21 protein-coding genes, 1 tRNA gene and 2 pseudogenes are annotated in these 20,732 nt (G+C 63.4%); 15 read left to right on the top strand and 9 right to left on the bottom strand.

Annotation, left to right across the window (positions count from 1 at the left end):
* The first annotated feature begins 236 nt into the window (after nt 1-236).
* The 7 genes and pseudogenes from FJ492_RS08955 (at nt 237) to FJ492_RS08925 (ending at nt 7,898) form a co-directional block, all read left to right on the top strand.
* Nucleotides 237-1,094, top strand: a complete 858-nt coding sequence (locus FJ492_RS08955; RefSeq protein WP_140751813.1) for a CoA transferase subunit A — start codon at nt 237-239, stop codon at nt 1,092-1,094.
* Nucleotides 1,091-1,886: pseudogene (locus tag FJ492_RS08950) on the top strand (CoA-transferase subunit beta). Before FJ492_RS08955 ends, FJ492_RS08950 begins: the two are co-directional and overlap by 4 nt.
* A gap of 1 nt (nt 1,887) precedes the next feature.
* Nucleotides 1,888-3,093 carry a 3-oxoadipyl-CoA thiolase gene (gene pcaF / locus FJ492_RS08945; protein WP_140769578.1) on the top strand — a complete coding sequence of 402 codons (1,206 nt, stop codon included), beginning with the start codon at nt 1,888-1,890 and terminating at the stop codon, nt 3,091-3,093.
* Nucleotides 3,094-3,244: 151 nt separating this feature from the next.
* Nucleotides 3,245-4,276, top strand: a complete 1,032-nt coding sequence (locus FJ492_RS08940; RefSeq protein WP_140769568.1) for a BMP family protein — start codon at nt 3,245-3,247, stop codon at nt 4,274-4,276.
* A 114-nt stretch (nt 4,277-4,390) separates the two neighbouring features.
* On the top strand, nt 4,391-5,902 hold the full coding sequence (locus FJ492_RS08935; RefSeq protein ID WP_140769566.1) for an ABC transporter ATP-binding protein: 1,512 nt from the start codon (nt 4,391-4,393) through the stop codon (nt 5,900-5,902).
* The gene (locus tag FJ492_RS08930; RefSeq protein ID WP_140769564.1) at nt 5,902-6,957 is read left to right on the top strand and encodes an ABC transporter permease; all 1,056 of its coding nucleotides are present in this window, start codon (nt 5,902-5,904) and stop codon (nt 6,955-6,957) included. The genes FJ492_RS08935 and FJ492_RS08930 overlap by 1 nt, the downstream gene beginning before the upstream one ends.
* Complete coding sequence (locus tag FJ492_RS08925) at nt 6,954-7,898, top strand: ABC transporter permease (RefSeq protein WP_140716737.1); 945 nt, start codon at nt 6,954-6,956, stop codon at nt 7,896-7,898. Before FJ492_RS08930 ends, FJ492_RS08925 begins: the two co-directional genes overlap by 4 nt.
* Before the next feature lie 95 nt (nt 7,899-7,993).
* On the opposite strand, the gene FJ492_RS08920 is transcribed toward FJ492_RS08925, so the two are convergent.
* Nucleotides 7,994-8,761, bottom strand: coding sequence for an SDR family oxidoreductase (locus FJ492_RS08920; protein WP_140510796.1), 768 nt, complete (start codon nt 8,759-8,761; stop codon nt 7,994-7,996).
* A 265-nt stretch (nt 8,762-9,026) separates the two neighbouring features.
* Between FJ492_RS08920 and FJ492_RS08915 the strand changes: the two genes are divergently transcribed.
* Nucleotides 9,027-9,182: a hypothetical protein gene (locus tag FJ492_RS08915; protein ID WP_140769562.1), complete on the top strand. Its 156-nt coding sequence runs from the start codon at nt 9,027-9,029 to the stop codon at nt 9,180-9,182.
* A gap of 132 nt (nt 9,183-9,314) precedes the next feature.
* A complete protein-coding gene (locus tag FJ492_RS08910; protein ID WP_140510793.1) occupies nt 9,315-10,265 on the top strand; it encodes an LLM class flavin-dependent oxidoreductase in 951 nt (316 codons plus the stop codon).
* On the opposite strand, the gene FJ492_RS08905 is transcribed toward FJ492_RS08910, so the two are convergent.
* Nucleotides 10,216-10,833: a TetR/AcrR family transcriptional regulator C-terminal domain-containing protein gene (locus FJ492_RS08905; RefSeq protein ID WP_246675949.1), complete on the bottom strand. Its 618-nt coding sequence runs from the start codon at nt 10,831-10,833 to the stop codon at nt 10,216-10,218. The genes FJ492_RS08910 and FJ492_RS08905 overlap by 50 nt on opposite strands.
* A gap of 326 nt (nt 10,834-11,159) precedes the next feature.
* On the opposite strand from FJ492_RS08905, the pseudogene exbB reads away from it, so the two are divergent.
* The 3 genes and pseudogenes from exbB (at nt 11,160) to FJ492_RS08890 (ending at nt 13,475) form a co-directional block, all read left to right on the top strand.
* A pseudogene (gene exbB, locus FJ492_RS08900) lies at nt 11,160-12,054 on the top strand (tonB-system energizer ExbB).
* Between the two features lie 12 nt (nt 12,055-12,066).
* Entirely contained in the window at nt 12,067-12,534 is a 468-nt protein-coding gene (exbD, locus tag FJ492_RS08895) for a TonB system transport protein ExbD (RefSeq protein ID WP_140751837.1), read from the top strand.
* Nucleotides 12,531-13,475 carry an energy transducer TonB gene (locus tag FJ492_RS08890; RefSeq protein ID WP_140769558.1) on the top strand — a complete coding sequence of 315 codons (945 nt, stop codon included), beginning with the start codon at nt 12,531-12,533 and terminating at the stop codon, nt 13,473-13,475. Before exbD ends, FJ492_RS08890 begins: the two co-directional genes overlap by 4 nt.
* A gap of 24 nt (nt 13,476-13,499) precedes the next feature.
* On the opposite strand, the gene FJ492_RS29120 is transcribed toward FJ492_RS08890, so the two are convergent.
* From FJ492_RS29120 to FJ492_RS08865, 4 genes are all read right to left on the bottom strand, one after another.
* Nucleotides 13,500-13,694, bottom strand: coding sequence for a hypothetical protein (locus tag FJ492_RS29120; RefSeq protein WP_246672897.1), 195 nt, complete (start codon nt 13,692-13,694; stop codon nt 13,500-13,502).
* Nucleotides 13,695-13,933: 239 nt separating this feature from the next.
* Nucleotides 13,934-14,185 carry a hypothetical protein gene (locus tag FJ492_RS08880; protein ID WP_140769556.1) on the bottom strand — a complete coding sequence of 84 codons (252 nt, stop codon included), beginning with the start codon at nt 14,183-14,185 and terminating at the stop codon, nt 13,934-13,936.
* A gap of 419 nt (nt 14,186-14,604) precedes the next feature.
* A complete protein-coding gene (locus tag FJ492_RS08870; protein WP_140769552.1) occupies nt 14,605-15,354 on the bottom strand; it encodes a helix-turn-helix transcriptional regulator in 750 nt (249 codons plus the stop codon).
* A gap of 307 nt (nt 15,355-15,661) precedes the next feature.
* Nucleotides 15,662-15,737 (bottom strand) — tRNA-Ala (locus FJ492_RS08865).
* Between the two features lie 147 nt (nt 15,738-15,884).
* On the opposite strand from FJ492_RS08865, the gene FJ492_RS08860 reads away from it, so the two are divergent.
* Together FJ492_RS08860 and FJ492_RS08855 are read left to right on the top strand one after the other, a co-directional pair.
* Nucleotides 15,885-16,178: a YggT family protein gene (locus FJ492_RS08860; RefSeq protein ID WP_015315112.1), complete on the top strand. Its 294-nt coding sequence runs from the start codon at nt 15,885-15,887 to the stop codon at nt 16,176-16,178.
* A 7-nt stretch (nt 16,179-16,185) separates the two neighbouring features.
* Nucleotides 16,186-16,509, top strand: coding sequence for a DUF167 family protein (locus FJ492_RS08855; RefSeq protein ID WP_140769550.1), 324 nt, complete (start codon nt 16,186-16,188; stop codon nt 16,507-16,509).
* Nucleotides 16,510-16,516: 7 nt separating this feature from the next.
* Here FJ492_RS08855 and FJ492_RS08850 read toward each other — a convergent pair whose 3' ends face one another.
* From FJ492_RS08850 to FJ492_RS08840, 3 genes are read right to left on the bottom strand one after another with little or no spacing between them, the layout of a single operon-like run.
* On the bottom strand, nt 16,517-17,398 hold the full coding sequence (locus FJ492_RS08850) for a MurR/RpiR family transcriptional regulator (RefSeq protein WP_027144548.1): 882 nt from the start codon (nt 17,396-17,398) through the stop codon (nt 16,517-16,519).
* 16 nt (nt 17,399-17,414) lie between these two features.
* Nucleotides 17,415-18,485, bottom strand: coding sequence for an ABC transporter ATP-binding protein (locus tag FJ492_RS08845; protein WP_140769548.1), 1,071 nt, complete (start codon nt 18,483-18,485; stop codon nt 17,415-17,417).
* A gap of 2 nt (nt 18,486-18,487) precedes the next feature.
* Nucleotides 18,488-19,258 carry an SDR family oxidoreductase gene (locus FJ492_RS08840; RefSeq protein WP_140769546.1) on the bottom strand — a complete coding sequence of 257 codons (771 nt, stop codon included), beginning with the start codon at nt 19,256-19,258 and terminating at the stop codon, nt 18,488-18,490.
* A gap of 180 nt (nt 19,259-19,438) precedes the next feature.
* Between FJ492_RS08840 and FJ492_RS08835 the strand changes: the two genes are divergently transcribed.
* Complete coding sequence (locus FJ492_RS08835) at nt 19,439-20,665, top strand: sugar ABC transporter substrate-binding protein (RefSeq protein WP_140716721.1); 1,227 nt, start codon at nt 19,439-19,441, stop codon at nt 20,663-20,665.
* The last annotated feature ends 67 nt before the right edge of the window (nt 20,666-20,732 follow it).

Here is a 20,732-nt window from a genome sequence, read left to right as displayed (position 1 = left end):
AAAAGCCTCCAAAGCAACGAAAATGGCCGCCCTCAATCCTCACAACAAGCCTCCCGCAATATTGCGCAACGGGCCCCAAGTGGGGGAGATGCCCGGCAGGGCAGAGGGGGGCGCTGACTCACCGACTTGGAAAGTTCAACAGGCTTCTCAGACCACAAAGAAATCCTGCTAGAAAATATCACATACGGTACTTTTGTTCGCAATGCGAACTTTGTTGAATCCTGAGGGCCGCTGCGATGGTCAAGTTCCTGCCGCTCAAACAGGCCGTGGCCGAGAACCTCAGCAATGGCGACACGGTTGCCTTCGAAGGCTTCACCCATCTGATCCCGATGGCGGCAGCGCACGAGGCGATCCGCCAGGGGTTTCGCGACTTGACCCTGATCCGCATGACGCCCGACCTGATCTACGACCAGATGATCGGCATGGGCATGGCGAAAAAAATCGTCTTCTCCTATGTCGGCAACCCCGGCGTCGGCCTGCTGCGGCGCGCCCGCGATGCGATCGAGAACGGTTTCCCCCGGTTGATCGAGATCGAGGAACACAGCCATGCCGGGATGGCCAACGCCTATGAAGCGGGCGCGGCCGGCCTGCCCTGTGCCGTGTTTCGCGGCTATCGCGGCGCCGGGTTGGCTGACGTCAATCCCAACATCAGGTCGGTCACCTGTCCGTTCACCGGCGAGGTGCTGGCGGCGGTGCCTTCGATCCGGCCCGACGTCACCTTCATCCATGCGCAGAAGGCCGACAGGAAAGGCAATGTGCTGGTCGAGGGCATCATCGGCATCCAGAAGGAAGCCGTGCTGGCGGCGAGGCGCGCCGTGGTCACGGTGGAGGAAGTCGTCGACAATTTCGACGACCTGCACCCCAATTTGACCGTGCTGCCGCGCTGGACGATCGCGGCGATCTCGGCCGTGCCCGGCGGCGCGCATCCGTCCTACGCACATGGTTATTATGTCAGGGACAACGCCGCCTATCTCGAATGGGATGAGATCGCCGCTGACCGCGAGAAATTCCAGGCCTGGATGCAGGCGAACGTCATCGAAAGAACCAGCGATGATTTCGCGGCCCGCGTCGAACATCTGAGGAAAGCGGCATGAGCCAGCTCGCCTTTACCCCCAACGAGATGATGACGATCGCCGCCAGCCGTGCGTTGAAGAACGACGATGTCTGTTTCGTCGGCATCGGCGCGCCGTCGGCCGCCTGCAAACGTCGCGCGGCTGACGCATGCGCCTGACATAACGCTGATCTACGAGAGCGGCACGATCGGCACCGCGCCCGACGTGCTGCCGCTGTCGATCGGCGATGGCGAATTGTGCGAGACCGCCGTCACCACCGTCGCCGTGCCGGAGATGTTTCGCTACTGGTTGCAGGGCGGCCGCATTTCCATAGGTTTCCTCGGTGCCGCTCAGCTCGACAAGTTCGGCAACATCAACACCACCGTCATCGGCGACTATTTCCATCCCAAGACGCGTCTGCCCGGCGGCGGCGGCGCGCCGGAGATCGCGACATCCTCGAAGGAGATCTACATAACCATGGCGCAGACCAAGCGCGGCATGGTCGAAAAAATCGACTTCTTCACCTCCTTTGGCCATGGCGAAGGCGGCGACCACCGCCAGCGGCTGGGCATCGACACATCGGGCCCGACATTGCTGGTCACCGATCTCGCCATCTGGAAGCCGGATCCGGTGACCAAGGAATTCACTGTTGTTTCGATGCATCCCGGGGTCACCCGCAAGCAGGTGCAGGAGAGCTGTGGCTGGGTGGTTAAGTTCGCCGAGGCGCTTGACGAAACACCGGCGCCAAGCGAACTCGAACTGAAGACATTGCGCGACCTGCAGGCCCGCACCAAGGCGGCGCATGAAGGAACCGGAAAAGGGAAAGCTGCCTGACATGGCCGAGGCCTATATCTGCGACTACATCCGCACGCCGATCGGCCGCTTCGGCGGTTCGCTATCTTCGGTGCGTGCCGACGATCTTGGCGCCATCCCGCTGAAGGCTTTGCTTGAGCGCAATCCCGGCATCGATTGGCAGGCGGTCGACGACGTCGTCTATGGCTGCGCCAACCAGGCCGGTGAGGACAACCGCAACGTGGCGCGCACGGCGCTGCTTTTGGCAGGACTGCCCCAGGAAGTCCCCGGCTCGACCGTCAACCGGCTGTGCGGCTCGGGCATGGACGCGCTGACCATCGCCGCGCGTGCCATCAAGGCCGGCGAGGCGGAGCTGATGATCGCAGGCGGCGTGGAATCGATGAGCCGTGCGCCCTTCGTCATGCCCAAGGCCGACGCTGCCTTCTCGCGCAATGCCGAGATTTACGACACCACCATCGGCTGGCGCTTCGTCAACCCGCTGATGAAGAAGCAGTATGGCGTCGATTCCATGCCGGAAACCGGCGAGAATGTAGCGGAAGACTTCGCTGTTTCCCGTGCGGATCAGGACGCCTTTGCCGTGCGCAGCCAGGACAAGGCGGTCGCGGCCCAAGCCAATGGCCGGCTGGCGAAGGAGATTACACCGGTGGCGATTCCACAGCGCAAGGGCGATCCGGTCGTGGTCTCGAAGGATGAACACCCCCGCGCCGGCACCACGGTCGAGACATTGTCCAAATTGCCGACGCCGTTCCGGCAAGGCGGCACGGTGACGGCGGGCAATGCCTCGGGCGTCAATGACGGCGCGGCGGCACTGATCGTTGCCTCGGAAGCAGCTGTCAGGAAATACGGGCTGACGCCGATCGCCCGTATCCTTGGTGGGGCCGCCGCCGGGGTCGCGCCGCGTATCATGGGCATCGGCCCGGCGCCGGCGACGCAGAAGCTGTGCGCGCGGCTTGGCCTGACGCCAAAACAGTTCGATGTCATAGAACTCAACGAAGCCTTCGCCTCACAAGGCATCGCTGTGCTGCGCCAGCTCGGCATTGCCGAGGATGCGCCGCAGGTCAACCCAAATGGCGGCGCCATCGCACTTGGCCATCCCCTGGGCATGTCGGGCGCCCGCATCTCAGGGACGGCCGCACTTGAGCTGCGCGAACGCGGTGGCCGCTACGCGCTGGCCACTATGTGCATCGGGGTCGGCCAGGGCATTGCCGTCGCGCTCGAACGGGCCTGATCGTCGGTTCTCGGCTCGACAAGACCATGGTCAGATTCGGCGCTCCGCCAAATTTGACCATGTGGACAAAAGTGCTGACCCGTTCCATAGTTCCCCGTCTGATTTTTGGAACAGCCGGCTCGACACGGCTGTCGAACAGAGGGGCACTTCAATGGAAAACCGGAAGAACAAATCCCATTCGACGCGCGAAGGACTGTCGCGGCGCAACGTGCTGGAGCTGGGCGCTCTTGGCCTGGCGGCGGCGATGCTGCCTGGTGCGGCCTTCGCGGCGGGCAAAAAACTGAAGGTGGCGGCGATCTTCGCCACTCCGATCGAGGAGCCTTGGGACAACCAGATCCACGTCGCCTTGCAGAAGGCCGAGAAGGAACTCGGTATCGAATATAAATGGTCCGAGAAGGTGCAGACCGCCGACTTCAGCCGCGTCATGCGCGAATATGCGCAAGGCGGCTACCAGCTGGTGCTGGGCGATGCCTTCGCCGCCGAGCGTGAATCGCGCCGCACCGCCAAGCAGTTTCCAAAGACGGCCTGGCTGTTCGGCTCGGGCGCCGGGCCGGCCGAACCCAATTTCGGCGTGTTCGACAACTGGATCCATGAGCCGGCTTATCTCTCGGGCATGATCGCCGGCAAGATGTCGAAGTCGGGCACGGTCGGCGCGGTGGCGGCGATGGGCATCCCGGAAGTGAACCGGCTGGTCAACGCCTTCTTTGCCGGGGCCAAGGAGGTTAATCCCAACGTCAAGAAGAAAGTCGCCTTCATCGGCTCCTTCTTCGACCCGCCGAAGGCCAAGGAGGCCGCGGTGGCGCAGATCGATGCCGGCGTCGATGTCATCTATGCAGAACGCTTCGGCGTCATCGAGGCGGCGGTGGAGAAGAAGATCTTCGCCATCTCCAACATGTCCGACCAGTCGAGCCTCGGTCCCGATACGGTCATCACCGGCCCGGTCTGGGACATGTACCCGACGGTCGAGCAGGCGATCAAACTGGTCAAGGCCGGCGTCTACACGGCGCAGGATTACGGCGATTTCTCGCGCATGGCCAAGGGCGGCTCGTATCTGGCACCCTTCCACAAGTTCGACAAGACCTTGCCCGCCGAGATCAAGGATCTGGTCGAGAAGAAGAAGGCCGAGATCCTGGAAGGCAATTTCCGGGTGGACGTGGACGAGAACACGCCGGTTTCGGATTGAGGGTTGGTTCGAGGGGCGGTGCGTGGCGCCCTCGTCCGGCAGGCCAGAGGGGGTGCAGCGCATCCCTGTCAATCAAAGCTGCCATGGTAAAGCCAATTCCTCTCAGGAGCGCCCTTGTCCGCCCCCCTCATCGAAATGCGCGGCATCACCAAGACCTTCGGCGCCCTCAAGGCGAACGAGGCCGTGGATCTCAGCGTGGCGCCGGGCGAAATCCTCGGTCTGCTCGGCGAGAACGGCGCCGGCAAGACGACATTGATGAACGTGCTGTTCGGCGCTTACGCGCCGGATGCCGGCGAGATCCTGATCCAGGGCCGGCCGGTACGGATCACGAGCTCGGCCGATGCGCTGGCCGCCGGCATCGGCATGGTGCACCAGCATTTCCATCTGGCGCCACGGCTGACGGTGCTGGAAAACCTGCTCATCGGTATTCCGGGCAAGTCGGGGCGGATCGATCGCGCCGGCGGGCTGGCCCGGCTTGCTGAAATCAGCAGCCAGCACGGGCTGACGCTTGATCCCGACCTGCCGGTCTCGGCGCTGTCGGTCGGCGAGCAGCAGCGGCTGGAAATCGTCAAGGCGCTGTTTCGCGGCGCCAGGCTCTTGATTCTCGACGAACCGACTGCAGTGCTGGCGCCGAGCGAGGTCGAGGGTTTGTTTTCGGCGTTACGGTCTATGGCGGCGCAAGGGCTCGGCATCATCTTCATCTCGCACAAGCTCAATGAGGTGCGGGCGCTCACCCATCGCTGCACCGTACTGCGGCATGGCCGCGTCGCCGGCCGTGTCGACGATCCTGCCAACACGACGTCGGCGGCGATGGCGCAATTGATGTGCGGCCATGAGATCGTGCCACCGGCGAGGGGACCGTCGCTGCCCGGCGCCGGTGTGCTGACGCTCGACGGCATTTCAACCTGGCGGCATTCCGGCACGGCGCTGCGCGATGTGTCGCTTGCGGTTCGTGCCGGCGAAATCCTTGGCATTGCCGGCGTCTCCGGCAATGGCCAGCGGGCACTGGCGGAGGTCATCTCGGGCGTGCGCGCGCCCGATGCCGGCCGGATGACCATCGCCGGCGAGACCGTATCGCGGTTCTCGCCGCGCGAGGTGCAGGCGCTGGGCCTTGGCCGCATCCCGGAAGATCGCATGACGACGGGGCTGGTCACCAATCTGCCGCTCGCCGATTCCATGGTGCTGCCGCGCATCGGCACATCGGCCTTCTCCGCCAGGGGGCTGCTCAAGCCGGATGCGATCCGCGCTTTCGCCGAAGAACAGATCAAGGCCTATGATATCAGATGTCCCGGGCCGATGACGCGCGCCGGCGCGCTGTCCGGCGGCAATCTGCAGAAGGCACTGCTGGCGCGCGAGCTTGCCTTCGACCCAAAGGTGTTGATCGTGTCGCAGCCGACGCGTGGCCTCGACATTGGCGCCGCCCGTTTCATCCACGAAAAATTCCTCGACATGCGCGCCAAGGGTTGCGGCATCATCGTCATCGGCGAGGATCTGGAAGAACTGCTGGTGCTCTGCGACCGCATCGCGGTGATGTATGAAGGCCGCATCGCCGGCACGCTGGACAGCGCCGACGCGACCGTCGCGCGGCTCGGCCTGCTGATGACCGGCGCGGAGGGGCACGGCTGATGTTCCGCCTCGAAGTCCGCACCTCGACCCCTGCCTGGTTCAATTTGGCCTTGCCGCTGCTGGCGATTGCCGCCACGCTTTTCCTATGCAGCGGCCTGATCGCGCTGGCCGGCGCGGGCGTGCTCGAATCCTACGGGGTTATGTTCACCGCTTCGCTCGGCGACAGTTATGCCATCACCGAAACGCTGGTGCGCGCCGCACCGATGATCTTCACCGGGCTGGCGGTGGCTGTCGCCTTCCGTGCCAAATTCTGGAACATCGGCGCCGAGGGGCAATTGCTTGCCGGTGCGGTGGCGAGCTGTTTTGTTGGCGCCATCCCCATGCCGGGGCCGCTCGCCATGCTGCTGATGGCGCTGGCGGGTGCGGCCGCGGGTGCCGCGGTTGCGCTGGTGCCGGCGACGCTGCGCGTAAAATTCAAGGTCGATGATGTGGTGAGCTCCTTGTTGCTCAACTCGGTCATCTACTACGCCTTGATGGCGCTGATCGAAGGGCCGTGGAAGGACAGCTTCAGCGGCTACCCTATCTCGCCGCCGATCGAGGATTCGGCGAACTTTCCGGTGTTGATCGAAGGCACGCGGCTGCATCTCGGTGTCGTCGCGGCGCTGGTCGCGGCCCCATTGATCTGGTTCCTGATCGTGCGCACGACGCTCGGCTTCCGGATCAGGGTTACCGGCGAAAACCCGGAAGCGGCCAGATATGGCGGCATCGATGTCGAGCGAGTGCTGATCTGGACGGCGCTGCTGTCGGGCGCGCTGGCTGGTCTTGCCGGCGTCGGCGAGGTCGGCGGCGTGCACTTCCAGGTGATGAGCGACATCTCGCCGGGCTACGGCTATTCCGGCATCGTCGTCGCCATGCTGGCTCGGCTCAACCCGCTCGGCGTCGTGCCTGCGGCGATTTTTCTGGCCGCCGTGATGACCGGTGCCGAGGCGATGTCGCGGGCGACCGGCGTGCCGGCCTTCCTCAGCGACGTCATCCAGGGCACGGCGCTGCTCGCCATGCTGGTGGCGCTGCTGTTCACCGCCTATCGCATCCGCCGCGTCGGAGCCTTCGGATGAGCGCGGTGTTCGAACAGATTTTTCAGGTCGGCTTTCTCGCCGCCATCATCCGCATCGCCACGCCGCTGGCCTTTGCCACGCTCGGCGAAATGTTCTCCGAACGGGCCGGCGTGCTCAATCTCGGCATCGAAGGCATCATGCTGCTCTGCGCGATGACCGGCTTCACCGCCACCAGCCTCAGTGGAAGCCTGTGGCTCGGCGTGCTGGTGGCGGTGCTGACCGGCATGCTGATGGGCGCGCTGCATGCGCTGTTCACGGTGGCGCTCGGCCTCAGCCAGCATGTCTGCGGCATCGGCGTCACGCTGTTCTCGTCGGGCCTTGCCTATTTCCTCTACCGGCTGATCTTCGGCCAGCAATCGGTGCCGCCGAGCATCAAGGGTTTTCAGACGCTGCCGATCCCGGTCCTCTCAGATATTCCAGTGCTGGGACCTGCGGTGTTCAACCAGTTCGCGCTGGTCTATATGGCGATCATTGCCATCCCGCTCGCCGCCTTCGTGCTCTACCGCACACCCTGGGGCCTGTCGGTGCGCATGGTCGGTGAAAACCCGCGTGCCGCCGATTCGGCCGGCGTCAGCGTCATTGCCACGCGTTTCCAGGCCGTCATTCTCGGCGGCGCCCTGATGGGGCTCGCCGGCGCCTTCCTGTCGATGGCGCAATTCAATGCCTTCACCTTTGGTGTCGTCTCCGGGCGCGGCTGGGTGGCGATCGCGCTGGTCGTGTTCGGCCGCTGGGACCCGTGGCGCTCGGCAGGGGCCGCGCTGCTGTTCGCCTTCGTCGATGCCTTGCAACTCCGCATGCAGGCGAGCGGTTTGGGGCATATCCCCTACGAGGCGTTCCTGATGCTGCCGTTCATCTTTACCATCATCGCGATGGCGGTCATGTCGCGCAACGCGGTGGCACCCTCGGCACTGCTGAAGCCGTTTCGGCGGGAAGAGCGGTAAGCGAACAGGACTTGGCATCCTTTCCTCTCCCCCGATCGACGGGTAGAGGAAGGCGCCAAGCTGTCCCTGGGTCGAAGACCCAAAGCCCGAATGCGTCACATCGCGGTAAAGCCGTTATCCACGAACAGATGCGTGCCGTTGACGAAACTGGACTCGTCGCTCGCCAGGTAAAGCGCTGCCTTCGCCACTTCCTCCGGCTCGCCGATGCGGCCCTGCTGCGCGGCAAGTGCGGCGTCCGAGACATCGACGCCGAGCCTGCCAAGATCGGCGACCTCGCGCAGGCCGTGCGGCGTTCTGATGAAGCCGGGACAGACCGCGTTGCAACGGATGTTGTGGTCACGGAACTCCACCGCGATGGCGCGCGCGAACATGTGGCAGGCGCCCTTGGTGGTGTCGTAGAGCACTTCATTCGGCGTCGCCGCCACCGCCGAGATCGACGAGGTGCAGACGATCGATCCACCGCCGGCGGCGATCATGCCGGGCAGCACGGCGCGTGTCATCAGGAACATCGAGCGCACATTGACGGCGTGCAGCCAATCCCATTCCTGCAGCGTCGTCTCCAGGAACGGCTTTATCACGATGGTGCCGGCATGATTGAACAGCACGGTGACGGGCCCGAGTTTTTCGGTCGCCCCTGTAACCGCAGCTTCGACCTGGGCCTCATCAGAGACGTCGGCCACCCAGTGTTCGGCTATGTGTCCCCGCGCGCGTATCGCGGCCGCGGTTGCAGCAGCTGCTTCACCGTTGCGGTCGATGATCGCGACCTTGGCGCCTTCGGCGGCAAACAGTTCCGAAGCCGCGCCGCCCATTCCCGTCGCGCCGCCCGAAATGATGGCGACCTTGCCGCCCAGTCTTTCGCCCATTTTTCTGCTCCCAACGTCCCTTTGGATGATTTCATGTTGCAACTGGCAGCGATGCTATCCCTCCTGCATCGAGTGGCCAATGCAGGAAACAAGCGCGTGAAGCGATGCCGCCATACCGTATCACTTCATCGCCTGGATATGTCTCCACAGCAATTTCGTACCAATTTTCGGCGATCAATCAGAAAATAATTTTGCCCGTGACACAAAAATAACAATCGACAAAGTCTACAAGTTTTATAGACTAACCGGCGAGACGGAGGTCGATATGTCCTATATCCAGAACGCCCAGACCGACAGCAACGGCCAGAAGCTGGCCAATGCCCAGGGCTTTCGCCCGGCCTATGCCGGCGCTTTCGCCTATCTCGTCTTTGCCCTTGCGTTCGTGTTCACCGGGGCAATCGTGCTGGGCCTTATTCCCTAAGGGATCGACAGGGGCTGTTGCCCCACAGCTTTCAGGCAATCGGAGTTGAATGAACCGGATCCCGGAGCGCTTTCGCGCACCTGAGGGCCGCATTTCACAGCATCAGTGATTCCAGAGATGGAGGAGATGACAATGCCGATCGAATTCACCCATATTCCCGGCAAGACCGCCGACGCGGCGGTTCCTTTTTTCTATGACTTCGCCGAGACCGCGACGAAGCTCGGGCTGATCGAGGACGGCGGTTTCCAGAAGATCGTCGTCGACGATTCGGCCGGGCTGCTGACCAACATGGATCTTGCGTCCCAGGTGCTCAACCGCACCGCTTCGCTGGAAGTGGTGCTCACTCATTGGGCCGGGGTGATCGACCCGACGGTGGCTGCCCGCCAGCTGGCGTCCATCGACAGGGAGAGCGGCGGACGGCTGGCGCTCAGGATGATCAGCGAGCCGCTGAACGATGACGATGCCGAGACACGGCCGGTCGGCCATGGCGTCGTCTGGCAGCGCATCGACGAATATCTGGTCCTGTTGAAGCGGCTGTGGTCGAACGACCGGCCCTTCGATCACGAAGGCGCGTTTTACAGCATCAAGGGCGGTTACGTGCCGCGCAAGGGTCCGCATGGCGCCGACCTCGTGATCCGCATGGGCGGGCAATCCGGAACGGTGCTGAGGGTGGCCGGCCGGCATGCCGATCTCTTCGAGCTGGCGCCAGGCTCGATCGACGATATCAGGCAATTGATGGAGCGGGCGCGTGGCGCCGCAGCCGAATATGGCCGTGCCGGCAAACTGCGCTTCGCGCTTCCGGTCAGGATCCACCAAGGTGTTTCCGCCGCCGGCCACAAGGCGGTCGACCTCTCCGGGCCACCGGCCCAGGTCGCGCTGTCGTTGCTTGCCTATGCGGCTCTCGGCATCGATGAGTTCATGGTCGTCGGCGTCGACACGCCACACGAGATCGCGACAGTTGGCCGGGAAACACTGGCGCTGCTGCGCAACTCCCTGGCGCGCCGGGAGGCCGATGCGCCACAGCTAGGCAGGTTCATCTCCCGGGAGCGAGGCCCGCAAGCAGCAAATCGAGGCCCTTCCTGAAGGTGCCGACCCAATCGTCGTCGAACAGCAGGCGAGAGCGTTGGATCGTGGGATAACGTTCGCCCGGATGTGCGTGGTGCTGCTGCGTGGCGGCCTTGTCGCTGTCCGCGAGGTCGAAACTCGTCCGGGTTATGGTGGCGCCCATCACATAGTTCCATAGCGACCAGATCGCGACGTTCAAATCCTTGTCCGCCACGCCGGCTCGGGACAAAGTCCTGCCGAGCAATTCCAGGCGGCTGAGAATGTTCGGTCCAAGCGCCCGGCTCGACAACAGCGGTACCGACCAGGGATGGCGCAGCATGCCGGCCCGCCAGTCTTCGAGCATATGGACAATTTCCACTCGCCAGTCCTCAGCGGCATTTATTTGCGGCGATCCGTGATATTCGAGCACGGAATCGAGCGCCAGATCGAAGACGCCGTCCTTGTTGTCGACGTGCCAATATAGGCTCATCACGCCCGAGCCGAGACGATCAGCCAGTCGACGCATCGTCAATCCGTCGATCCCCCGTGCGTCCAGCAGTTCCACCGCAGTGGCGACAATGCGTTCCAAGGAGAGAGGGCGTTCCAGCGAGAGGTGCGGTTCACCGCGCGGCTCCGGCGCGGGCTAGAACTCCGTCCGTCGGGGCCGTTTGCTCCGGGCGCCGCACACGGCGACACTGGATGCCTGTCATCGCCCCGGGGCGGATATCGCAGACCACCGGCGGCGTAGCGTTTCAGGGATTTTGCGGCGCATTCCCGAATTGTTGAGCATTGCAGTCATCTTGAATGTTGACTAATAAGTTCATGTTTCATAGTCAGCCGGGCACCTTGCCTGGCGCAGCCGGGATTGGAATGCGGCGGCCGCGCTGGAGAAATGCCATGACCGGGGCCGCTGTAAGGACAAGGAAGAAGCTCGTGTTGAGACATGGTTTGTTGGTGGCATTTGTCGCATCGGTGATCCTGGCGGCGATCGGCGCGATGGCCCAGGAGCAACCGGCCGGCGCTGCTCCAGCCGCACCGGCACCTGCCGCGCCGGCGGCTGCCGCACCCGTGACGCCGGCGCTCCCGCTGCCGGCGGCACCTGCGGGGGCGATGGAGCTGAACCTGCCGCACGACCTGTCGCCATGGGGCATGTTCATGGCCGCCGACATCATCGTGAAGGCGGTGATGATCGGACTGGCCATCGCGTCGCTCGTAACCTGGACGATATGGCTGGCCAAATCGCTGGAGATTTTCGGCGGCAAGCTGCGCATCCGCCGCGCGGTTCGCGCGATCGGCGATGCCGCGACATTGAAGCAGGCGAGCCGCGCGCTCGACCGCGGTGGCGGCCCCGGCGCGCTCCTGGTGCGGGCGGCGGCGGAAGAGACCGCGCTTTCGGCCGGTGCGCTCGACCATGTCGGGGGAGACGGCCTGAAAGAACGGGTCAGTTCGCGCCTGTTGCGCATCGAGGCGGCGGCGTCGCGGCGCATGTCGCGCGGCACCGGCCTGCTGGCGACGATCGGTTCCACCGCGCCTTTCGTCGGCCTGTTCGGCACCGTCTGGGGCATCATGAACGCCTTCATCGGCATTTCGCAGGCGCAGACCACCAATCTCGCCGTGGTCGCGCCAGGCATCGCCGAGGCGCTGCTGGCCACGGCGATGGGTCTGGTCGCGGCGATTCCGGCGGTGGTGATCTACAACGTCTTCGCCCGCTCCATAGCCGGCTACCGGCAAATCCTGGCCGATGCCTCGGCGGGCGTCGAACGGCTGGTCAGCCGGGACCTCGATTTTCCGCTACGTCGCACCCGCGACGGCGGTGGCGGCCGAGTAGCGGCGCAAGACCATGGGCAGCCGGATCCGCCAGACCATGGATGACGACCTCGAGGAGAGCCACGAGATCAATGTCACGCCGTTCATCGATGTTATCCTGGTGCTCCTGATCATCTTCATGGTCGCGGCACCGCTGGCGACGGTGGATGTCAATGTCGACCTGCCCGGGTCGACCGCGACACCGGCGCCGCGGCCGGAGACCCCGCTTTTCCTCACATTGAAGGATGATCTCACGCTCTCGATCGGCAATGACACCGTGCCGCGCCCGGCTTTTGCCGCCACACTCGACAGCCGCACCAAGGGCGCCAAGCAGACGCGCATCTTCCTGCGCGCCGACAAGGCGGTCGCCTATGGCGACCTGATGGAGGCGATGAACCTGCTGCGTGCAGCCGGCTATCTGAAGGTCGCCCTGGTCGGCCTGGAGGCCGCTCCCGCCAGTGATGCCGCCGCACCGGTGCCAGGCGCGACGGCTGCCCCATGACATGCTCCGCCGCCTCGGCCACGATGGTCCTGTCGCGCTTCGGCTGGCGCGATCTTGGCCTGTGGGCATGTGCGGCCGTGCTGATGCTTGGGGCGCACGTCGCGGTCGCCTATGCCGTGCAGAATTTCAGTCCAGCCGACCTGCCGGATGGCGGACCGCCGCCAGCCCTGATGATCGAAATGGCGCCGATGATGGTGACGCCGGCGTTACCTGAACAGGCCGCGATGCTCGGTGCGGCCATTCCCGACCAGACCGAGCCGGTTGAAGAGACCAAAAAGATCACCAAAGCCGAACCCGACAAGGTGACCGAGCAAGCGGAGCCTGCTGCCGAGCCGGAGACGGTGCCGCCGGACGAGTCAACGGAGATGACGAAAGTCGAACCAGTCGACCAGCCGCCGCTGGAGGAGGTCGTCCCCGATATCGTCGAGACCGTCGCGCCGGAGATTGTCGTTCCGCTGCCGCAGGCAAAGCCGACGGAGCGGCGCAAGGAAAAGGAACCGGCCGAAGCCAAGGTCAAAAGGCCTGTCGACATGCCCAAGCCAAAGCCGAAGAAGCAAAAGGCGGAACCGCCGAAGACGGCAAGTGCCGCAAACGCCGAGATCAAGCCCGCCGCCAAGGCAGCGACGCCGAAATCGGCGGCCGGGATTTCGGGTGTCAGCCCAGTCAAATGGGAATCGCGGCTGACGGCGTGGATCAACCGCCACAAGCGCTACCCGAGTGCCGCGAAATCCCGACGCGCGCAGGGCAATGCCAATGTGGCCTTCACCGTGGATGCCTCAGGCCGGGTGATATCGGCGCACGTGGTCCGTTCGTCCGGCGATGCCGAACTCGACCGTGCCGCGCTTGCGGTGCTGCAGGGCGCCACCGTGCCGGCGCCGCCGTCGGAACTAGGCTCGCGCGTCAGCCGTACGGCGCCATTTGTGTTCAGTTTGCGGGACTAGCAGCCGCCAGGAATTGAACGGTGTCTATCGCCGGCTCATCGATTGGCAGAGCGCCTCGACCTGTTCCAGGTAGAACGGCATTTGGTGCGCAGGATTCCAAAGGTTGGGATCGCCGACGCCATTGATGTCGATGGTCTGCATCATGAAGTCGAAATGGACGTGAAAGGCATCCGCCGCGCCCCAGAGGCTGTCGGCCTGCCAGGTATCGGCCATTGCCATGGAAATCAGCTGCCGGGCCTCGAAGCGGGCAGCATCCGGCGAGGCCGTCCGGCTGGCGATCAGGGCCTTCAGCCGAGATGCTTTCGCCGGCGTCGGCGCTCCTGATGGTCGCGATCATGTTCATTTGCTGGTCCCCTCAAATCTGTGCTCATGAATGTCCGTGTCGCGGGCTGCCGGCGATCAGGCCGAGGTCCGCGGCGACCTTTTCCAGCAGCGGCAGCAAGTTTTGCAGCACCGCGCTACGCTGTCCTTGGTTGAGCGTGGTTGCCTTTCGCGTGTGCCTTGGGGTGCATAGGGTTGGCGCTGAGCTGCGCATGTCTGGCCGGCCGTGCGCCGCGCAAGACGTCGAAGGCCTCGGCATAGGCCATGCCGAGCAGATAGGAGATCATGGGAAAACGGCTTGCTTCGGCCATCTGCACCAGCTCATTGGTCATCGTCGCGATATATTGGAGACTATCGAGCTCTGACTGACGTAAGGAATGATTTGACACGTGCTGCTCCTGTCATCGGATGGAACTCTGGGAAGGGGTATTGGCTACATTGGACATGTTAAGTCGGCTAATTGATCGACCAGCCGCCGTAGTGCATGCCCTGCGAGAAGAAGGCGGTCTGCGTGCCAGCGGCAACCGTCAGCTTCGGGGCATTGTTGACTTTCTTGGCCATTTTCGTCCCTTTCCCGACCCCCCCCCAATGGGATCTGTTGAAGGATCCCCAAAAGGGATCCGCGAGAAGAAAGGTATGGTCCGAGAAGTTAATCCTTTGTTAAAATTGTAGTAAATCAAATACGATCTAAAATATCTTTCCTGGTAGTAAAGTCTAAAAAAATCGATTTTACTCAGATATGGAGTAGGCAAAAGCCAGCATACGCTTTTTCGGGATATTCTTGTTCTTTTTCAGCGTAAGCATGCGGCTAGCCCAGTCCATCCCGGGCGAGGCTGACGACGAGCTGATCGATACCGGGATCATCGAGCCTGATGACGTGCGCCATGCGGATCGCACGCCTGGGCGGGATATTGGACATGTCCTGCCGCATGATGACCGACACGAATGCCGGTCCGGTTTCGGTCAGAAGCATGGCCTTGCCCGTCAGCACCGGTTCGGAGATAGGCGCCCATTGCACCGAGATCAGCGACGGCTCGCCTGTCTGGCGGCGGTTGACGCCGCTGAAATAGATCCAGTTGAGACGCGAGATCGCCACGCCATAGTGGTTGCCGCGCGCCCGCGCCCATGTCGAGCCGCGGCGCTCCGACCATCCGGTAACCCTGCGGAATGTGACCAATTCGGCCTCGCGACGCACGAAGGTCACCGAGCGCATCAGGAGGTCGGCGCGGGTCGGAATCGAAAAATAGGTGAAATAGGTGCCGCTCGCGATCGACGGAGCGGGCGGGCGGATCATCTGGGTGAACAGGCTTTCGGAAATCAGCGGCAGGCCGGGAGCCGAGAGCTCAGGCGTGCCGGGGTCCCGGTACAGTTCGGGTTCATCGACGCGGAAGTAGTCGCAGATCAGCTTGGCGGTGGTCTTGTTGGGAACGGTCTGCCCCTGCAGGTAACGCTCGAACTGCGTGCGGTTGATGCCCAGCTCGCGGCACACCGCGCTGACGGAAGCATGGTCCTTGCAGAGCCGCCTGAGATTTGCAGCGAGATTCTCGCGAATGGACACTTTTTTGCTTCCGCGGGCGGCTTCTTCATTTCGAGTCGGAATCCGTATAGCGCCTTCGGTCGCCCCTGCCGAAACGCCTTGTCACAACACACAGAAAAAACTGATTTGAGAACGCCAGTCTAATGGGGCGGCTTCCAAAAAAAATAGCGTCTACCGGACAGAGGCCATCGCCATAAGTCCAATTGACAACCATTTCGCCTTGGGAACGCGAAATCGCATCTGGCCATTTTTGGGGGCATTGACGCCGTGGTATCGCATGATGCTTGGGCGTTACCGCTCGGGAAAGGCGGACAATCGATTATTCCGCTGGTGGAGCTGAGGAGGATCGAACTCCTGACCTCGTCATTGCGAACGACGCGCTCTCCCAGCTGAGCTACAGCCCCGTCCAGCGGATGGCGCATTTATCGGGGGACGCGGTTTCCTGTCAAGGCGGCGCATCACCGAAAACCCGACCGCAGGTCGCATGGCGGAACCTGCCCTTGCCGGTTTGGCGTGTAATGGCTACATGTCGGCAACAATTGGAGACCGGCATGCTCGCCCTCATTCAAACCATCGTCATGGCGCTCGACCTCTATTGGTGGGTCATCATCGCCTCGGCGATCTTTTCCTGGCTCTATGCATTCAACGTCGTCAACTCGCGCAACCAGTTCGTCGGCAGCATCGGCAACATGCTCTACCGGCTGACCGAGCCGGCGCTGCGGCCGATCCGGCGCTTCATGCCCGACCTTGGTGGCATCGACATCTCGCCGATCATCCTGCTGCTGATCCTGTTCTTCCTCAGGCAGTTCATTCTCACCACGGTGGCGCCACTGCTGCTGGCCTGAAGATCGCATGAGCGCGCCGTACCGCATTAGGGAGAGCGGCATCGAGCTGTTTGTCCGGTTGACGCCAAAGTCTTCGGTGGACAGGCTCGAAAGTGTCGAGACATCGGCGGACGGACGAAGTCACGTGAAGGCGCGGCTCCGCGCCGTGCCGGAAAACGGCGCCGCCAATCAAGCGCTGGAGAAGCTGGTCGCCAAGGCGCTGGGCATGCCGGCTTCGGCCGTTTCGGTCGTTGCAGGCGGCACGGCCCGGCTCAAGACTCTGCGCATTCTTGGCGAACCGGCTGCGCTGGCAAGACGTGTCGAAGCGCTCTGCGATCAATCCTCTGCCTGAAGTTCAATCAATCGCCCAGCGGCAAACGCGGATCGTCGACCTTCAGCGTGTTCACGCTCTGCTTGATGCGACGCAGGTTCTCCAGCACCTTCGGGCCGCGCGTCTCGGCGACCGATGTCACGATCATGTCGACGATCGCCAGCAGCGCGTAGCGCGACGATGTCGGCTTGTAGATGTTGCCGTCCTCGAGCGGCTGCAGGTGGATGACCGTGTCGGCGGCCTTGGCCAGTGCGGAGTCGGGCGCGGTGACGGCCACCGTGGCGGCGCCATATTGCTGGGCGACCTGCACCGCCTCGATGACCGAGCGGGCATAGCCGGAGACCGAGAAGGCGACCACGGTGGTGTCCGGCGTGGCGACGGCGGCGTACATGCGCTGCAGTTGCCCGTCGATCTGCGCCAGAACCGGCAGGCCGAGCCTGAACAGCCGGTTCTGCATTTCGGTCGCCATCATCGAGGAAATGCCACCCGAACCGATGCACAGCACATTGCCTGACGCAGCAAGGCGCGCGGCGACATCGACCAGCGTCGTCATGTCGAGATTCTCGCTGGCGCGCTGGATGGCTGTGACAGCCGCTTCGGTGATGGCCGACGCAATGCGCTGCTCGCGGGCGTCGCGGCTCAGCGGCTCCGGCGACAGATACTGGCCGCCGATGGCAATGGCCTGCGCCAGATGGAACTTGAAGTCGCGCAGGCCCTCGCAGCCGAGGTTGCGGCAAAAACGGGTCACTGTCGGCTCACTGACGCCGACGCGCGCGGCAATCTCGGAGATCGCGGCCTTCGAGGCGAAGTCGAGGTCGGACAGGACAAGACTTGCCAGTCGGCGATCCGATTTGGTGCCGTCCTGCGACATCAGCTGCAGCCGGGTGATGATGTCGGCAGGCGTCTTCATATCCGAGTTTCCGTCGTCATCTCAGAGGCAGGCCCGTCGCCGTGTCGAACAGATGGATGTTGCCGGGATCGACGGAGACCGGCAGCAGGTCGCCTGGCCGGACCGGCAGCCGGTCGCGGAACACGGCGCGTACCGTATCAGTGCCAATGGCACCGTAGACATGGGTTTCGGAACCAGTCGGCTCGACGACGTCAACCTTGAGTGTCATGGTGCCGGCGGCTTCACCGACGATGAAATGCTCGGGCCGGATGCCCGCCTCCACCGCACTGCCTGCCGGCACCGGCTTGCCGGCGAGCGCAAGCCGCCCGCCGCCGACCGACTCGAACCAGGTTTTCTCGGGCGTCGTCTTGAGAGCCCCGGACACAAAACTCATCGACGGCGAGCCGAGGAAGCCGGCGACGAACTTGTTGGCCGGCCGGTCATAGAGCACCAGCGGCGCCCCGACCTGCTGGACCCTGCCGCGGTCCATCACCACGATGCGGTCGGCCATGGTCATGGCCTCGATCTGGTCGTGGGTGACGTAGACGATGGTCGATTTCAGCCGTTGGTGCAGCGCCTTGATCTCGGTGCGCATCTGCACGCGCAACTGTGCGTCGAGATTGCTGAGCGGCTCGTCGAACAGGAACACCGAGGGTTCGCGCACGATGGCGCGCCCCATGGCGACGCGCTGGCGTTGGCCGCCTGAGAGCTGGCGGGGGTACCGGTCGAGATAGGAGAACAGGTTGAGGACGCCGGACGCCTTCTTGACCTTCTGGTCGATGGCCGTGCGGTTCTCGCCCCGGATTTTCGGGCCGAAGCCGATATTGTCCGAGGCCTTCAGGTGCGGAAACAGCGCATAGGACTGGAACACCATGGCGATGTTGCGCTGCTGCGGCGGCAGGTCGTTGGCGCGCGTGCCGCCGATCAGGAGATCGCCGGAACTGATGGTCTCCAATCCTGCTAGCATGCGCAGCAAAGTCGATTTGCCGCAGCCGGACGGGCCGACCAGTACCACGAACTCGCCGCTCTTGATGTCGAGGCTGATGTCCTCGAGGATCTTGTGCTGGCCAAAGGATTTCGACAGGTTGCGAAACTCGACGTCGGTCATGGTCACGCTCCCAATATGTCGTCGATGAACGGCAGGCAGCCGGCGGTCAATCCCGCATCCACGGGCATCACCACGCCTGTTACGCCCGAGGCCCGGTCGGAAGCAAGGAAAGCTACCGCTTCGGCGACTTCCGAGGCGTTGACGATGCGGCCGAGCGGATAGAGCCGCTGCAGCTTGCCCAAGATCTTAGGGTCCTTGGCAAGGCGATGGTCCCAGGCGGCGGTGCGGATCGATCCGGGGCAAACCACATTGGCGCGCACGCCGCGGCGGCCGAGCTCGACGGCGATCGATTTGGAATATGCGTTGATGCCGGCCTTTGCGGCGGCATAGGCGGGGTTGCCGAAATGCGCGATGGCGTTGACGGAGGAAATGAAGACGACGCTGCCCGAACCGCGCGCGGCCATCGCCTTGGCAATGGGATCGGCGAACATCATCACGCCGGTCAGGTTGAGGTCGAGTTCGTGCTCGATCCTGTCCGCCGTCAGCGCATCAAGCGTCTCGGCGCGGGTCCAGCCGGCATTGTTGATCAGGATGTCGGGGACGCCGTCCTTTTCAAGCACGGCGGCGATCGTGGCTTCGACCGAGGCCCGGTCGAGAAGGTCGAAGACATGGCGCGAGGCAAGGTGCGGGCTCGCCAGCGCCTCTTGCGACTGGTCGCAGCCGACCACCCGCGCGCCCCTGTCGGCCAGCAATGCGACGATCGCCGAGCCAAGGCCACCACCGGCGCCGGTAACTATGACGGTCCTGCCTTCGAATTCGGCTCTCGAAACCACGGCGCTTGCTCCTCCCGCAGGTCGGGCAGATGCCGGGAGGCTAAAGAACACGATGTAATTAAGCAACATATTAATCCGCTTGCATGCGGCGAATTCATCGATAATGTAGGAAAGTCACATAAATCTTGTGTCAGCACCGGCACAAGGAGCGCGAATGCGCGAACAAATGGGAGAGATCGGATGAACCTTGCAAAATGGACGGCCGGCCTGATGGCCGGAATGGGCATGCTGGCCTTCGCGGCGCAGGCAGAGGCCGGCGAAGTGCGGGTTACCGTCGCTGAATACAGCGCCAAGACCGGCCCCTACTTCGAGCAGGTCAAGAAGGAGTTCGAGGCGAAGAACCCCGGCATCACGGTCAAGTTCGAGGTGGTGCCGTGGGATGTGCTCTTGCAGAAGCTGACCACCGACATAACCGCCGGCACCAATGCGGATCTCTCCATCATAGGCACGCGCTGGCTGATCGATTTCGTCCAGCAGGATGTCGCAGAGCCGCTCGACAGCTATATCACGCCCGAATTCAAGGGCCGCTTCATCGACACCTTCCTGTCGCCCTCGATCATGGGCGGCAAGACCTACGGCCTGCCGATCGCCGCTTCGGCGCGCGCCATGTATTACAACAAGGAGCTGTTCGAGAAGGCCGGCATCGCCAAGCCGCCGGCAACCTGGACCGAACTGCAGGAGGATGCGCGCAAGATCAAGGCGCAGGGTGCCTTCGGTTTCGGCCTGCAGGGCAAGGAGATCGAGACCGACGTCTATTACTATTACGCGATGTGGTCGCAGGGTACCGAGATCCTCAACAAGGACGGCACGTCGGGCCTCGGCACGCCGGGCGCGCTCGAAGCCGCCAAGCTCTACAAGTCGATGATCGACGAGGGGCTGACCGAGCCCGGCGTCACCTCCAACAACCGCGAGGACGTGCAGAACCTGTTCAAGCAGGGCAAGGTCGGCATGATGATCACGGCGCCCTTCCTGTCCAACCAGATCAAGGAGGAGGCGCCGAGCCTCAAATACGGCGTGGCCGCCATTCCGGCCGGTCCGACCGGCGTGCGCGGCACCTATGGCGTCACCGACTCCATGATCATGTTCAAGAACTCCAAGAACAAGGACGAGGCCTGGAAGCTGATGGACTTCCTGTTCACCACGGAGCAGCGCGCCAAGTTCACGCAAGGCGAAGGCTTCCTCCCGGTGAACAAGGAAGAGGCCAAGATGGATTATTACGTCAACAACGCCGATCTCGCCGCCTTCACTGCCCTGCTTCCGGATGCCCGTTTCGCGCCAGTCATCCCGGGCTGGGAAGAAGTTGCCCAGATCACCTCGGATGCCATGCAGAAGATCTATCTCGGCGGCGATCCCGAAGCAGGCTTGAAGGACGCCGCGGCCAAGGCCAATGCCGTGCTGAAGAAATAGGGCGTATCTCCCTGCGCCCGTGGCGCGCCCCCGACTCAGGCGGGGCGCGCCACATTTTTGACTTCCT

This window comes from Mesorhizobium sp. B2-5-4, assembly GCF_006441095.1.
Classification (GTDB): Bacteria; Pseudomonadota; Alphaproteobacteria; order Rhizobiales; family Rhizobiaceae; genus Mesorhizobium; species Mesorhizobium salmacidum.
Note: the sequence above shows the minus strand (reverse complement) of the source record. Positions and strands in the feature narration are given on the sequence as shown.

Excerpts from the sequence above, each read along its gene's own strand:
- FJ492_RS29120 (WP_246672897.1), bottom strand. The coding sequence starts at position 13,694 with ATGGCAATGGCCGATACCTGGCAGGCCGACAGCCTCTGGGGCGCGGCG.
- FJ492_RS08915 (WP_140769562.1), top strand. The coding sequence starts at position 9,027 with ATGTCCTATATCCAGAACGCCCAGACCGACAGCAACGGCCAGAAGCTG.
- FJ492_RS08850 (WP_027144548.1), bottom strand. The coding sequence starts at position 17,398 with ATGAAGACGCCTGCCGACATCATCACCCGGCTGCAGCTGATGTCGCAG.
- pcaF (WP_140769578.1), top strand. The coding sequence starts at position 1,888 with ATGGCCGAGGCCTATATCTGCGACTACATCCGCACGCCGATCGGCCGC.
- FJ492_RS08860 (WP_015315112.1), top strand. The coding sequence starts at position 15,885 with ATGCTCGCCCTCATTCAAACCATCGTCATGGCGCTCGACCTCTATTGG.
- exbD (WP_140751837.1), top strand. The coding sequence starts at position 12,067 with ATGGGCAGCCGGATCCGCCAGACCATGGATGACGACCTCGAGGAGAGC.
- FJ492_RS08910 (WP_140510793.1), top strand. The coding sequence starts at position 9,315 with ATGCCGATCGAATTCACCCATATTCCCGGCAAGACCGCCGACGCGGCG.
- FJ492_RS08835 (WP_140716721.1), top strand. The coding sequence starts at position 19,439 with ATGAACCTTGCAAAATGGACGGCCGGCCTGATGGCCGGAATGGGCATG.
- FJ492_RS08855 (WP_140769550.1), top strand. The coding sequence starts at position 16,186 with ATGAGCGCGCCGTACCGCATTAGGGAGAGCGGCATCGAGCTGTTTGTC.
- FJ492_RS08955 (WP_140751813.1), top strand. The coding sequence starts at position 237 with ATGGTCAAGTTCCTGCCGCTCAAACAGGCCGTGGCCGAGAACCTCAGC.
- FJ492_RS08890 (WP_140769558.1), top strand. The coding sequence starts at position 12,531 with ATGACATGCTCCGCCGCCTCGGCCACGATGGTCCTGTCGCGCTTCGGC.
- FJ492_RS08930 (WP_140769564.1), top strand. The coding sequence starts at position 5,902 with ATGTTCCGCCTCGAAGTCCGCACCTCGACCCCTGCCTGGTTCAATTTG.
- FJ492_RS08920 (WP_140510796.1), bottom strand. The coding sequence starts at position 8,761 with ATGGGCGAAAGACTGGGCGGCAAGGTCGCCATCATTTCGGGCGGCGCG.
- FJ492_RS08845 (WP_140769548.1), bottom strand. The coding sequence starts at position 18,485 with ATGACCGACGTCGAGTTTCGCAACCTGTCGAAATCCTTTGGCCAGCAC.
- FJ492_RS08925 (WP_140716737.1), top strand. The coding sequence starts at position 6,954 with ATGAGCGCGGTGTTCGAACAGATTTTTCAGGTCGGCTTTCTCGCCGCC.
- FJ492_RS08940 (WP_140769568.1), top strand. The coding sequence starts at position 3,245 with ATGGAAAACCGGAAGAACAAATCCCATTCGACGCGCGAAGGACTGTCG.